The sequence below is a fragment of the Pseudomonas sp. CC6-YY-74 genome (assembly GCF_002025205.1).
GTDB lineage: Bacteria > Pseudomonadota > Gammaproteobacteria > Pseudomonadales > Pseudomonadaceae > Aquipseudomonas > Aquipseudomonas paeninsulae.
This window is the reverse complement of record NZ_CP019947.1, coordinates 104,285-118,462: the sequence shown is the minus strand read 5'-3', so window position 1 is coordinate 118,462 and position 14,178 is coordinate 104,285. Positions and strand designations below refer to the sequence as shown.

Here is a 14,178-nt window from a genome sequence, read left to right as displayed (position 1 = left end):
AGAGAGGGCCAGGCGTTTTTGACCTGCGCGGTGCGCGCCCTGTGTCGGCGCTCATGGCGTTCACCGCGCAGGCCAGGAACACAGTTCACCACTCACGCGGATTCAGCATAACCCTCTACAGGTTTTTCCTTCGCGCTACCCGCGCGCACCAGCCCTTATCTGACGCGGGTCAACCCGCGCACTTACAACAATAAAGAGGTGCTCCAGATGGAATTCATCAACAACCTAACCAATCAAATCAACGGACTGGTCTGGGGTCCACCAATGCTGGTGGCAATCCTCGGCACCGGTCTGTTCCTCATGCTGCGTCTGAAATTCATGCCCCTGAGCAAGATAGGCGCGGGCTTTCGCCTGTTGTGGCAAGGGCGCAAGAAAGACGACGACGCCAGCGGCGAAATCAGCCCGTTCCAGGCGCTGATGACCTGCCTGGCGGCGACCGTCGGTACCGGCAATATCGCCGGCGTCGCGACCGCGATCTTCCTCGGCGGCCCAGGCGCGCTGTTCTGGATGTGGTGCACGGCCCTGGTTGGCATGGCCACCAAATACTGTGAAGTGGTCCTGGCGGTGCATTACCGCGAGACCGATGGGCGCAAGGAGCACGTCGGCGGGCCGATGTACGCGATCAAAAACGGCCTGGGCAAGAAGTGGCTGTGGCTCGGCACCGCCTTCGCCATCTTCGGCGGTTTCGCCGGCTTCGGCATCGGCAACATGGTCCAGGTCAACAGCATGGCCCATGCCCTGACGGACACCTTCGGCATACCGTCCTGGGTCACCGGCGTGGTGGCCATGGTCTTTGTCGGCCTGGTGATCCTCGGCGGTATCAAGCGTATCGGTAAAGTCGCCGCGACGCTGGTGCCGGCCATGTGCGTGATCTATGTCGCCGCCGCCATCGTGGTCCTGATCGTTAATATCGACGCCATTCCGGGCGCCTTCGAGCTGATCTTCACCCATGCCTTCACCCCGACCGCCGCCACTGGTGGCTTCGCCGGCGCGGCAGTGATGGCGGCGATTCGCTTCGGCGTAGCGCGCGGCATCTTCTCCAACGAGGCGGGCCTCGGCACCGCCGGTATCGCCCAGGCCGCCGGCACCACCCACAGCTCGGTACGCTCGGGCCTGATCGGCATGCTCGGGACCTTTATCGACACCCTGGTCATTTGCACCCTGACCGGTCTGGCGATCATCTCCTCGGGTGTCTGGACCAGCGGCGCCAGCGGTGCCGGCCTGTCGGCTGCGGCCTTCGAGTCGGCCATGCCCGGCTTCGGCGGCGCCATCCTCAGCATTGCCCTGGTGGTCTTCGCCTTCACCACCATCCTCGGCTGGAGCTACTACGGCGAGAAGTGCTGGGAGTACCTGGTCGGCACCAAGTCGATCCTGCCGTTCCGCATCGTCTGGGTGCTGGCCGTGCCGTTCGGCGCCGTCGCCCAACTGGACTTCGCCTGGCTGGTCGCCGACACCCTCAACGGTCTGATGGCGCTGCCCAACCTGCTGTCGCTGCTGCTGCTCAGCCCAGTGGTGGTCAAGCTGACCAAGGAATATTTCGCCCGCGACGGCCGTGTCACCAGCGACACACCGGCGCAACGCTAAACCATACCCCTCTCGACGCGACCGCTAGGCGGTCGCGTCCTTAGTACAGGATTGATCCCGATGTTCCATAAAAGCCTGACCCTGAACAACTACGACCCGGCCCTGGCCGAAGCCATAACGGCGGAAGAGCGCCGCCAGGAAGACCATATCGAGCTGATCGCCTCGGAAAACTACACCAGCCCGGCGGTGATGCAGGCCCAGGGCACCGGCCTGACCAACAAGTACGCCGAAGGCTACCCGGGCAAGCGCTACTACGGCGGCTGCGAGCACGTCGATGTGGTCGAGCAGCTGGCCATCGATCGGGCCAAGCAACTGTTCGGCGCCGACTACGCCAACGTCCAGCCGCACTCCGGTTCCTCGGCCAACAGCGCGGTCTACCTGGCCCTGCTGCAGGCCGGCGACACCCTGCTGGGCATGAGCCTGGCCCACGGCGGCCACCTGACCCACGGCGCCAAAGTCAGCTCCTCTGGCAAGCTGTACAACGCCGTGCAATACGGCATCAATAGCGAAGGCCTGATCGACTACGACGAAGTCGAGCGCCTGGCCGTCGAGTGCCAGCCGAAGATGATCGTCGCCGGCTTCTCCGCCTACTCCAAGACCCTGGATTTCCCGCGCTTCCGCGCCATCGCCGACAAGGTCGGTGCCCTGCTGTTCGTCGACATGGCCCACGTCGCCGGTCTGGTTGCCGCCGGCCTGTACCCGAACCCGCTGCCTTACGCCGACGTGGTCACCACCACCACCCACAAGACCCTGCGCGGTCCGCGTGGCGGCCTGATCCTGGCCAAGGCCAACCCGGATATCGAGAAAAAACTCAACTCAGCAGTCTTCCCTGGCGCCCAGGGCGGCCCACTGATGCACGTGATCGCCGCCAAGGCCGTGTGCTTCAAGGAAGCCCTGGAACCGAGCTTCAAGGACTACCAGGCGCAGGTGATCAAGAACGCCCAGGCGATGGCCGCAGTGTTCATCGGCCGCGGCTATGACGTGGTTTCCGGGGGCACCGACAACCACCTGTTCCTGCTCAGCCTGATCAAGCAGGGCTTGACCGGCAAGGCCGCCGACGCGGCGCTGGGCGCCGCGCATATCACGGTGAACAAGAACGCGGTGCCGAATGACCCGCAATCGCCGTTCGTCACCTCCGGCCTGCGCATCGGCACTCCGGCAGTGACCACCCGTGGCTTTAAGGAAGGCGAGTGCCGCGAGCTGGCCGGCTGGATCTGCGACATCCTCGCCGAGCTGGACAACCCCAGCGTGATCGAACGGGTTCGTGGTCAGGTCACCGACCTTTGCACGACTTTCCCGGTCTACTCTGCATAAGCAACGCACTGGTTCAGTGCCGACTGTAGGAGCGGGGCATGCTCGCGATAGTCGCGGGCATGCCCCGCTCCTACAGACAAACCGTACCGCGGCCTGACCAGATGCCGGAGAGATGTATGTCACTTAGCGTTTTCGATCTATTCAAAATCGGCATTGGCCCGTCCAGTTCGCACACGGTCGGGCCGATGCGCGCCGCCGCTCGTTTCGCCGAAGGCTTGCGCCGCGACGACCTGCTGGCGAGCACCGAATCGGTAAGAGTCGAGCTGTACGGCTCGCTCGGCGCCACCGGCAAAGGTCACGGCAGCGACAAGGCGGTGATTCTCGGCCTGCAAGGCGACCAGCCGGATACCGTCGACATCGACAGCATTGCCGGGCGCCTGGAGACCTTGCGCAAAACCGGCGAACTGCAACTGCTCGGCGAAAAGCCAATCCGCTTCGTCGAGAAAGAACACCTGGCGATGATCCGCAAACCGCTGGAGTTCCACCCCAACGGCATGATCTTCCGCGCCTTCGACGCCGCCGGCCTGCAGATCCGTTCGCGCGAGTACTACTCGGTGGGTGGCGGTTTTGTGGTCGATGACGATGCCGCCGGCGCCGACCGTATCGTCGAAGACCAAACCGCCCTGGCCTACCCCTTCACTACCGGCAAGCAATTGCTCACCCACTGCGCCGAACACAAACTGTCGATCAGCCAGGTGATGCTGGCCAACGAAGCGGCCTGGCGCCCGGAAGCCGAGACCCGCACACGCCTGCTGGAAATCTGGCAGGTGATGCAGGACTGCGTCACCGCCGGCTGTCGCAACGAAGGCATCATGCCCGGCGGGCTCAAGGTCAAGCGCCGCGCCGCCGCCCTGTACCGGCAACTGTGCCAACACCCGGAAGCCGCCCTGCGCGACTCGCTCAGCGTGCTCGACTGGGTCAACCTCTACGCCCTGGCAGTGAACGAGGAAAACGCCAGCGGCGGCCGCGTGGTCACCGCCCCAACCAACGGCGCGGCCGGCATCGTGCCGGCGGTGTTGCACTACTACACGCGCTTCATCCCCGGCGCCAACGACGACGCAGTGGTGCGCTTCCTGCTCACCGCCGCCGCCATCGGCATCCTCTATAAGGAGAACGCCTCGATCTCCGGCGCCGAAGTCGGCTGTCAGGGTGAGGTCGGCGTGGCCTGTTCGATGGCCGCTGGCGCCCTGTGCGAAGTGCTCGGCGGCAGCGTGGCGCAGGTCGAGAACGCCGCCGAAATCGGCATGGAACACAACCTCGGCCTGACCTGCGATCCGATCGGCGGCCTGGTTCAGGTGCCCTGCATCGAACGCAACGCCATGGGCTCGGTCAAGGCGATCAACGCCGCACGCATTGCCCTGCGTGGTGACGGTCAGCACTTCGTCTCGCTCGACAAGGTCATCCGCACCATGCGCCAGACCGGTGCCGACATGAAGAGCAAATACAAGGAAACCTCGCGCGGCGGCCTGGCGGTGAACATCATCGAATGCTGATGCCCCGATTCAAGACGACACACAAACCCCTGTAGGAGCGGGCCATGCCCGCGAAAATGACTGACGCAAAGCATCGCGGGCATGGAACTAGGCGTCCCCCCCGCTCCTACGTTGAATTCCTATCCGTCATACAGACACTTAGCTTTGGAGTAACCGCATGACCAGCGAAACCCTGGCGAAAACCCCGCTACACGCTCTGCACCTGGAACTGGGCGCGCGCATGGTGCCCTTCGCCGGTTACGACATGCCGGTGCAATACCCACTCGGCGTGATGAAAGAACACCTGCACACCCGTGAAGCGGCCGGCCTGTTCGACGTCTCGCACATGGGCCAGATCATCCTGCGCGGCCCGAATGCGGCAAAAGCCCTAGAAAGCCTGGTGCCGGTCGACATCATCGACCTGCCAGTGGGCATGCAGCGCTACGCCATGTTCACCGATGAGCAGGGCTGCATTCTCGACGACCTGATGGTCGCCAACCTGGGCGACGACACCCTGTTCCTGGTGGTCAACGCCGGCTGCAAGCACCAGGACCTGATGCACCTGCAACTGCAGATCGCCAGCCAGTGCCAGATCGAACCCTGCTTCGACCGCGCCCTGCTCGCCCTGCAAGGCCCGAAAGCGGTCGACGTGCTGGCGCGCCTGGCCCCGGAAGTGGCGAAGATGACCTTCATGCAGTTCGCCCCGGTGCGCCTGCTCGGCGTCGACTGCTTCGTCAGCCGCTCCGGCTACACCGGCGAAGACGGCTATGAAATCTCGGTGCCGGCCGACCACGCCGAAACCCTGGCACGCAGCCTGCTGGCCGAGCCGGAAGTCGCGGCCATCGGCCTCGGTGCGCGCGACTCGCTGCGCCTGGAAGCCGGCCTGTGCCTGTACGGCCACGACATGAGCACCAGCACCACGCCGATCGAGGCCAGCCTGTTGTGGGCCATTTCCAAGACGCGCCGCGCCGATGGCGCACGTGCTGGTGGCTTCCCCGGCGCCGAGCGGATCTTCGCCCAGCAGCAACAAGGCGTCGCCAACAAGCGCGTCGGCCTGCTCCCGCAGGAGCGCGTGCCGGTGCGTGAAGGCGCGGAAATCGTTGATGCCGATGGCAACGTAATCGGTTCGGTCAGCAGCGGCGGCTTCGGCCCGACTCTCGCGGCACCAGTGGCCATGGGTTATGTGCAGAGCAGCCACATCGCCGTGGACAGCGAAGTCTGGGCCATGGTGCGCGGCAAGCGCGTAGCGATGAAAGTCGCCAAGACTCCGTTCGTGCCGCAGCGCTACTATCGCGGCTGAGGCCTTGGCCAGCGCAGGCTGCGGCGCAATCCGCAGCCTGCGCACCCGCTAGGCCGGGTGCAATCCGGGAAAATTCGAAACGCCCTCTCCTACCCCGCTTGCATCCTGGCTACCGGCTACCTGTAGAAGGCGCGCCCCGCGGCGAATGCAGTCCACAGGGCTGCCGGGTTGTGCGGTCGCGGTACAGACAAAGGCTTCGCCTTGAGGACGGGCCTCCCACAGGGAGGACTCACGCCTGCGGAGCCGAACCGTACCAGCCACCAGGCACTCAAGATAGCTGATGGACCGACCCGGATAGATCGGTGACGTCTTTGCTATCGAGCATCGTTGTTGGGGGATGGCTAAAGCGTCATCCGCCCTACGCTCCTGCCTATTCGCGGATGAAACCCAGCCGACTGCCAAAGGGATAGGTGGCGCGCCTATCGCGCACCCAGGCATCGCCTCGATGCTTGACGGGCATAACCGCAGTCCTGCTGTGCGACTCATCCAACCCCGGCGCAGCGATGCGCAATGCCAGCTCACACAACCACCCGCCAGACAACTGCGTTTGTTACTGAAAACCTCCCGCTCGATATCCCGTACATCCAGGGAAATCGCCTCCACGCTGGGCAGCCGCGCGACCAGGGCGCGGACGATCTGCGTCGACAACTGCTGCTTATGCGCCTGGGTACCACCAGGAGGTTGTGAAAATATCGAGCGCCGTCGCGAAGTAGTCACGGCAAGGGAGTTTTTTCACAAACGCTCATGTCCGATCGAGCGGGCTCAGCACCGCCAGCCCTCCACGATTCAGCACATGGGTATAAATCATGGTGGTCTTGACATCGGCGTGCCCCAGTAACTCTTGCACCGTACGGATATCCTGACCACTTTCCAGCAGGTGGGTGGCAAAGCAGTGCCGCAGCGTGTGCGGGGTGGCCAGCTTGGTAATACCGGCCTCCTTGACCGCCGCCTTGAAGGCGCGCTGCACCCGCTTCTCGTCAAGGTGATGGCGGCGCATCTTGCCACTGCGCGGATCTCGCGACAGACCGCCAGCCGGGAAAACGTACTGCCAGGCCCACTCCAACGGAGCCTTCGGGTATTTCCGCTCGAGGGCAAAGGGCAAATACACATCGCCACGTCCGACCTGGATCTCAGCCTGATGGATGGCCCGCACCACAGCCAAGTGCCGTTGCAACGGCAGGATCAAGCGTTGCGGCAGCACTGTGACCCTGTCCTTCATGCCCTTGCCATCACGGATCACAATTTCCTGGCGGGCAAAATCCACGTCTTTGACCCGCAAACGCATAACCTCCATCAAGCGCATGCCCGAGCCATACAGCAGACTGCCAACCAGCCAAAGCTCGCCCTTGAGCCCTGCCAACACCTGACGAACCTCGGCGATGCTTAGCACCACTGGTAAACGCACAGGCTTCTTCGCCCGGACGATTTCCCCGAGCCACGGCAGATCCAGCTTGAGCACCTGCTTGTAGAGAAACAACAGAGCAGCCAACGCCTGATTCTGCGTGGAAGCGGACACATTTCTGCCTACCGCGAGATCAGATAGGAAAGCCTCGACTTCAGCCGCCCCCATCTCGAGAGGGTGGCGATAGCGATGAAAACGTATGAAGCGCCTGACCCACTCGCAATAGACGCGCTCGGTCCGAATCGAGTAGTGTTTCAGGCGAATCTGCTCGCGCACTTGATCGAGCAACCGGGGCTTTCCGTCCATGGTGTATAACTCCCTTATGCGGTCATCCAACCGCTACAACGCCCAGCCTAGACAGGGATCGACGAGAGGACAAGGAATGTTATCCACCACGCCCGTAAAGCGTTATCACACCATTTGGTGTCTATTTATAGTTAGCAAACCGTATTTCGCTTAAAGGTTTTTTGCACCGCGTACATCAGTAACATCGCTCCATTGCTTACGGGTTTAAAAGTTTTCGAAATTTGCCTTTCTGAACGTCCGCCGCCACTATCGGCGCACAGGCAAATCCGCATATAGTCAGCAGCATTGCAAACATTAAATTTATCGTGTTTCGCTAGGTTCACCGCGTAACGCGTTACAAGCAGGGAAGGCGGTGCTTTAAATTATGCGTACATCCGAGCGTCTAACAATTGGTTCAAATCGCTCGCTGCGCTCGCTGGGACGGGCTAAAGCCCGCCCCTTAACCAAAACGTTAGCCCTCACACATGGAGCCACAATGATTCGTAGCCTTCGGAAAGGTCGTTCAAGCATTTATATCCAGCACCCAAGCACTGGGCATAGCATTGGAGCTGAAAAATACGAATCAGAGATCGCTGACGACAAAGCTATTCTTCGGCTGACATTAAACCCAGTCGACAGTAATCAACGTTCCGATGAAGAATACTTTCATACCGATCAATTAGTATCCGTAAGCATTGATGACTCAACTGTCATTAAAGGTTTTGGTGAGCACGTAACGTCACACAAGCAAAAAATTTCATCGTGGCAGCTGGAAGTTATTTCTTGCGGTAAAAAGTTTTATTATTCGGTCGAGCCGGAGCTTGAAGAGCACGGCAACTATGAACAGCTTAATCTCCGTGTAATCCCCAGCAATGGCTAACAAGTGGTTCAAATCGTTCGCTACGCTCACTGGGACAGGCTAAAGCCTGCCCCTTAACCAAACGTTAAGTTCTTCGGGGGCATCAATGAGTCATGAAGGAAAAACATGCGTGCTCTGCGGTCAGGGGGTTTCAACTAGAAAAGGTGATCACCTGCCACCCGAAAACATTTATCCAAAACCCAGACCAGAAAACTTGGAATTGCATAAAGTTCCCGCTTGCAAGGAGTGTAACAATCCTGCCGGAGTGGACGATGAGGAGTTCAAAATAATAATTGGCCTTAGCACTGGCGAATTCCGGAGCAACGGCAAAGATATAATTAATTCGCTGGGTAAAACTATTGGATTTAACAAAAGACTCGCACGTCAAATTTTCTCCACCAAAAGAGACATGTATGTAAATCGTGGCTCCGGGATTTTAGAGCCAGTAGTGGCAGTAACTTTTGAGTCAAAGGCTTATCAGAACGTCATTAAAAGAATGGTCAAGGGCCTGTACTGGCGTGAAACAAATACGATACTGGACAGCTCGTCAGTCATTCACGTAATACCCACAACTGGGCTCTCTCACAACCTAGCGACCGCATTTATAAATCTAATGAACTCACTTGCTCCTAACCTTTTAAACGATGGAACCTTTGCATATAAATATGTGATTAACGATGACGGTTCAAGCATCTGGGGCATGGAGTTTTTTGGAAAACATACTGTTTTCGCCACTACCGAGCCAAACGAACATAACTAGTGGTTCAAATCGCTCGCTGCGCTCACTGGGACGGGCTAAAGCCCGCCCCTTAACCAAACGTTAAATGACAATGGCTTGCTCCGTGCCAAAACGCATAGAAGAACTAACAGTTACTGATCTAGAGAATAATCGTTGGTGTGTATACCATAACGACGAAGAGGGCTATGACAGCTTTGAATTCGTCATTCCTGACACTCACCCCGGCTTTTCTGAGCATATTATTGAAATCGAATTAGCGAATTTTATTTTTTCTGACGGCACTGTTCTAAAAGGTCTTTTTAACGGCTCAGAATCCTTTTCAGTCTTTCACAATGGCAATTGGTATGATTTCTGGTTCGGCGTTTCAAAACCAAGCGAGAGCATCATGGCCGAATTCAAAGCGTTCTTAACAAAAAATCGCTTAGCCATGCCCGTTACGGCAATCGCGGTACATAGCGGCACATCAAGAACATACAATGGCTTGAAGTACATTGATGACACCAGGGCTATCTGTGAACTTGTCATTTAACAACTGGTTCAAACCGCTCGCTTCGCTCACTGGGACGGGCTAAAGCCCGCCCCTTAACCAAACGTTATACATCATAGCCAAAGAGCATGCATATGGAATGGATTTTAAAAAACAAAGAGTGGCTCTTTAGTGGAATCGCCATTGCAATTCCACTTGCAATAATTGGCTGGTTAATTTCCAGCCGAAGAAATAAACAAACTCAGAAGAGTGGTGACAACTCAACAAACATACAAATTGGTGGGAGTTTAAAATTAGGCGGCAATAAAGATGATAAATAGCCAAAATCAAAAAGGCGGAGATAGCTCAACCAATATTCAAGCTCAGCAAATGGTAGTGCATGTTGGAATTGATGAAAAGCGCGCGAGAGAAATCTACCAAGAAATGATTTTGCAGCTGAGGAATGATTACAGTCAAGAAGCTCTTAATATTGCAAATTATAGAGTTACTGAGTTCGAAAACAGACTAATGTCTAAAATCACTCAGGTTGAAGGCGCATTGGAAGCATTTGCAGATCCTAGCTTCCAGTTGCTTCTTGTAGAAGCTCAAAAAGCTGCGGCTTCTACTGAAAGGCCAGTAGATTATGATCTTTTATCTGAACTGCTAATACATAGATTCCAAAAAGGTGAGAATCGGATCGCGCGCGCAGGCATTAGTCTTGCGGTAGAGATTGTAGATAAAGTTTCTGATGATGCCCTACTAGGCTTGACTGTAAGACATGCATTAGACAGCTTTCTTCCCACAAGCGGAGATATTCATCAAGGACTGGATGTTTTAAATGATCTATTTGGGAAAATACTCTATATGGATCTTCCAATTGGGCAGGACTGGCTTGACCACTTAGACATATTGGATGCAGTACGCTTAATTAATTTTGGGAGCTTAAAAAAGATAGGCCAGTATTATCCTGAGAAATTACCAGGTTATGTTGATGTAGGCATTGAAAAGAACTCGGCGGATCATAACAAAGCCATTGACATACTAAAGAGCCACAACCTATCAATCAACATATTAATTGAGCACGCCCTTAATAGCGACTACGTTAGGCTTTGCGTTCGCAGCAAAAACAGCATTGATGAACTTTCGCTAACTACTCCAATGATTCATGACGGAAAATTAACCACCATTCAACAAGATCTTCCTGAAGAACAGAAGCAAGCAATCCACTCCATATATGAGCTTTACTCTAAGGACGAAAATATAAGGCAAAATAACGTAAAATCATTCTTGAGTGAATGGGACAAAAGGTCGAACTTAAAAACTCTTATGGAATGGTGGGATAACATCGCCACTAGCTTTACCGTCACGTCTGTGGGTAAGGTGCTAGCACACTCTAATGCTCAAAGGTGTGATAGAAATCTACCACCTCTAGATTAGAGTATCAGCGACTGATGTATAACAACTGGTTCAAATCGCTCGCTGGGACGGGCTAAAGCCCGCCCCTTAACCAAACGTTAGGCCGACAACTAGCGTCGAGGCTCACTTAGAAATGTACCGACGCTACGCTCGACAGATGGTGGAGTGGAATCACAGACTCGCCCCGGGGAGGGATCCTGATCCGTTTCGAGCGTGCCTTTTTTCTTCTGCCCTCTACACGGTCAACTTACTCTGCTTATCGCTAGTCATTGGCGTACCTCCATCGGCAGATCCATTCAGCACCAAGCTCCGCATTTTCCTAGTCATGGGCGCTATTGGTGCAGCCAACTGGTACGTTTTTCGCCAAGTTCGAGTAACGCCGCGGAGCGTGCGATGGTCTGACTCAGTTCCTAGCATCGGCGACTATCCTGCGGTGTATGCGCATCTGGCCATTACAATGACACTGGCAGCCGCGCTATTGTTTCAATATGGCACTAGAAGTGCGGCCTAACCAATCATTCAAGCCGAACCCGCTTCGCGGGTCGGCTTAACTCAAGGCGTTAGGATGCCACGTTGAATCGCACCATATTATCCATAGAGCTAATTATTCTTTGTGGGCCGGCGATAGCTCTTCTTGCCTTGGGAATATTTTTCTTACCCGCATCTTTGACTGCTTTACTTTTTTCTCCATTAAGTAGCAGTGATCTTCCAATAGCATCAATTATTACAGTTTTCGGAACGTGGGGCGTAATTTCATTAGCCCGCTTAGCGCGCTATGCATACAGCAAAGAAAGAAACTGGCCTGGGCGGCCAATACAATGGTTTGGGATTTTACTTGGGCTCACTGCTTGTAGTTTCGGCTTATTAACTAGCACAGAGAACTATCTATTTTTTACTATATTCTTAGGCCCAATAATTGTCACAATGCATCTTTTGTACATATCAAGGTTCGGCAAACAGGCCTCCTAACAAGTGGTATATGGACTCTCCCCACAAGTAGTGAGAAGTAGCTTTTCTAGCCCTGTCGTCAGCGCGGTTGCATTCGTATATCCGGCCTTGTCTTGGGCTTTTCGCCCTGGCCATTCTGTAGTTCGCGCAGCGGGGGCCAAGCGTTCAATCGATCACGATCGATCAGCGTTGTTATCGGCCTTGTTCCGCTGCAGGACTCGCCTGTTCCGACAGTGCTGCTGCTCACCACAACCACAAGAAAACCATCACACCTTACTGATTACCCCCGCCGTCAGGCGGGCTTTGTGCTTTACCAGTTACCGTTAAAACGGCGCTCATGGCACCACACCGCCCAGCAGATCCGCACCAGTTTATTGGCCAGGGCAACGGCCGCTTTATTGTGGCCAATTCGTGCCGCCGTCTCGACTGCCCAGCGCTGTAACTGGGTCATTTTCTCGGGTGTACGGGCCTGACAGCGCTGCGCCGCCAGCAAGGCCGCTCGCGAACCGTGGATCAACAGGGTGCGCACGTATACATTGCCTTGCCGGCTGATGTGGCCCAGTTTGCGCCGATCGCCACTGCTGAATTCGCGCGGCGTCATGCCCAGCCAGGCGCTGAGCTGGCGACCATTGGCAAAGCGCTCGGGCTTGCCGACTGCGGTTTTCAGGGCGCTGGCGGTCAGCAGGCCAATACCGCTGACTTCATCGAGTTTGCGCACGACATCATCGTCGGCATGCCAGCGTTTGAGTTGCTGCTCGCACTCGGCCATGCACTGTTCGTGCAGGTTGATTTCCGCCAGGACGATATGCAGTTGATGGCTCAAGGGCGCGATCTCTGGGCGTTCAACCAGCTCATGGGCGGCACGGATAAACGCGGCGGTGGAGGCTGGAGCTTCGATGCCCGCCTCGCGCAGGATGCCGCGCAACAAGTTGATCCGCTGGGTGCGACTCTTCTTCCAGGTTTCGCGTAGCCCGTGCAGTTGCTGTAACTGTTGTTGCTCATGGGTTTTCACCGGCACCGGATGAATATCCTTGCAGCGCGCGGCCTCCAGCATGGCATCGCAGTCGTTGCGGTCGGTTTTGTTACGTCGACGATAGGGCCGAACATAGCGCGGATGGATCAATCTCACCCGATGCCCCTGCGCCTGCGCCACCCGCCCCCAGTAATGGGCTGTGCCACAGGCCTCCATCACCCACTCGACCGGCTCGGCTTGCTCCTGTATATATTGCCTAAACGCCTCTCGGTTCAGCCGCTTACGCTGCACCACCTGGCCGGAACGGACACTCTCGGCAACTTGGTAAACGGACTTGGCCAGATCAACCGCAATTCGCTTCATAACGCCTCTCCCAATGATCAGTCACCACCACTCTCGGTATAGAACGGTGGCGCGGGGAAAGTCCATTACAGCATTCAAACCGTTCGCTTCGCTCACTGGGACGGGCTAAAGCCCGCCCCTTAACCAAACGTTAGAGCAACGACTCATGATAAATATTTTCACTCGCTGGTTTAACGGAAAAACACAGATAGAAGAGTTCGAAAATGACCCGAACAGCTCTGTATGGATTTCTCCTCGCATTTATACCGAGTATCACTGGACGGCAAAAGTTGCTCGAGTGCTGACGGGGTTTTACCTAAGAAATTGGCAATGGGTCTGGGGGACCGCGATAGCTTTACTAGCGCTCTATGTTTCTATACTGGCACTTAAGTAATTTGTAGGCAGAGCCTCAATTGTGAACGCGCCAAATGCTCTAACAAATGGTTCAAATCGTTCGCTTCGCTAACTGGGACGGACTAAAGTCCACCCCTTAACCTAATCGTTTGACGCTACAAACCGAGCATTGGAGTAAAATGCAGAATAATAAATCAGGGCGAATCGAGATGATTTCTTCATCGGCAGAACATATTCGCATCGAGCTTGAAACGCCAGAGTTACTTGCTGAAAAATTAAATGCAGTTGTCTCCGTGAATTGGCCATCGGGAGAATATGATCGAGATGCGATGGAGTTTTTTCTTTCATGTTTCGAAAGCGGTGGAGAAGCTGCGCAAGGCTGGTACGGTTGGTATGCAGTAAACATAGACAATGCAGAAGGTGCTAGAGCACTAGTTGGTGCCGGCGGTTATTTTGGCCCACCAGACATTAATGGCGTTGTCGAGATTGGTTACTCAATATTACCCGAATGGCAGCGCCGTGGTTATGCAACTGAAATGGTTAACCTATTAGCCACTCACGCCTTATCGTTTGATAATGTAAGTAAAATTATCGCTCACACGTCAGCGGAGAATATAGCCTCTATCAATGTATTAACGTCTAGTGGCTTTGAAGGTGCAGGAACTCATGAGGGGAATTTACGTTTCGAATTGACAAGCTAAAATTCTTACCCAGCTTACTTATT

Annotated in this window: 12 protein-coding genes; 10 read left to right on the top strand and 2 right to left on the bottom strand. The window is 55.9% G+C overall.

Annotation, left to right across the window (positions count from 1 at the left end; all coding sequences use genetic code 11):
- Positions 1–207 precede the first annotated feature (207 nt).
- From B2D37_RS00600 to gcvT, 4 genes are all read left to right on the top strand, one after another.
- Positions 208–1,584 (top strand): sodium:alanine symporter family protein, encoded by a 1,377-nt coding sequence (locus B2D37_RS00600; RefSeq protein WP_079200903.1) that lies wholly within the window; start codon positions 208–210, stop codon positions 1,582–1,584.
- Positions 1,585–1,644: 60 nt separating this feature from the next.
- On the top strand, positions 1,645–2,898 hold the full coding sequence (gene glyA / locus B2D37_RS00595) for a serine hydroxymethyltransferase (protein ID WP_079200902.1): 1,254 nt from the start codon (positions 1,645–1,647) through the stop codon (positions 2,896–2,898).
- A 116-nt stretch (positions 2,899–3,014) separates the two neighbouring features.
- Complete coding sequence (locus B2D37_RS00590) at positions 3,015–4,391, top strand: L-serine ammonia-lyase (protein WP_079200901.1); 1,377 nt, start codon at positions 3,015–3,017, stop codon at positions 4,389–4,391.
- A 157-nt stretch (positions 4,392–4,548) separates the two neighbouring features.
- Positions 4,549–5,670, top strand: a complete 1,122-nt coding sequence (gene gcvT, locus B2D37_RS00585; RefSeq protein ID WP_079200900.1) for a glycine cleavage system aminomethyltransferase GcvT — start codon at positions 4,549–4,551, stop codon at positions 5,668–5,670.
- 742 nt (positions 5,671–6,412) lie between these two features.
- Here the strand turns inward: gcvT and B2D37_RS00575 are convergent.
- Complete coding sequence (locus B2D37_RS00575; protein ID WP_079200899.1) at positions 6,413–7,378, bottom strand: integron integrase; 966 nt, start codon at positions 7,376–7,378, stop codon at positions 6,413–6,415.
- A 475-nt stretch (positions 7,379–7,853) separates the two neighbouring features.
- On the opposite strand from B2D37_RS00575, the gene B2D37_RS22950 reads away from it, so the two are divergent.
- The 5 genes from B2D37_RS22950 (at position 7,854) to B2D37_RS00560 (ending at position 10,858) form a co-directional block, all read left to right on the top strand.
- Positions 7,854–8,237, top strand: coding sequence for a hypothetical protein (locus tag B2D37_RS22950; protein ID WP_154067013.1), 384 nt, complete (start codon positions 7,854–7,856; stop codon positions 8,235–8,237).
- An 85-nt stretch (positions 8,238–8,322) separates the two neighbouring features.
- Positions 8,323–8,976 carry a hypothetical protein gene (locus B2D37_RS22945; protein ID WP_154067012.1) on the top strand — a complete coding sequence of 218 codons (654 nt, stop codon included), beginning with the start codon at positions 8,323–8,325 and terminating at the stop codon, positions 8,974–8,976.
- 82 nt (positions 8,977–9,058) lie between these two features.
- Positions 9,059–9,484, top strand: a complete 426-nt coding sequence (locus B2D37_RS22940; protein WP_154067011.1) for a hypothetical protein — start codon at positions 9,059–9,061, stop codon at positions 9,482–9,484.
- Positions 9,485–9,576: 92 nt separating this feature from the next.
- Positions 9,577–9,762 carry a hypothetical protein gene (locus B2D37_RS00565; protein ID WP_079200897.1) on the top strand — a complete coding sequence of 62 codons (186 nt, stop codon included), beginning with the start codon at positions 9,577–9,579 and terminating at the stop codon, positions 9,760–9,762.
- Complete coding sequence (locus B2D37_RS00560; protein ID WP_079200896.1) at positions 9,752–10,858, top strand: LPO_1073/Vpar_1526 family protein; 1,107 nt, start codon at positions 9,752–9,754, stop codon at positions 10,856–10,858. The genes B2D37_RS00565 and B2D37_RS00560 overlap by 11 nt, the downstream gene beginning before the upstream one ends.
- Positions 10,859–12,095: 1,237 nt before the next feature.
- On the opposite strand, the gene B2D37_RS00555 is transcribed toward B2D37_RS00560, so the two are convergent.
- Positions 12,096–13,121 (bottom strand): IS110 family transposase, encoded by a 1,026-nt coding sequence (locus B2D37_RS00555; protein WP_079200895.1) that lies wholly within the window; start codon positions 13,119–13,121, stop codon positions 12,096–12,098.
- A gap of 512 nt (positions 13,122–13,633) precedes the next feature.
- Between B2D37_RS00555 and B2D37_RS00550 the strand changes: the two genes are divergently transcribed.
- Positions 13,634–14,155 carry a GNAT family N-acetyltransferase gene (locus B2D37_RS00550; protein WP_218190356.1) on the top strand — a complete coding sequence of 174 codons (522 nt, stop codon included), beginning with the start codon at positions 13,634–13,636 and terminating at the stop codon, positions 14,153–14,155.
- Positions 14,156–14,178 lie beyond the last annotated feature (23 nt).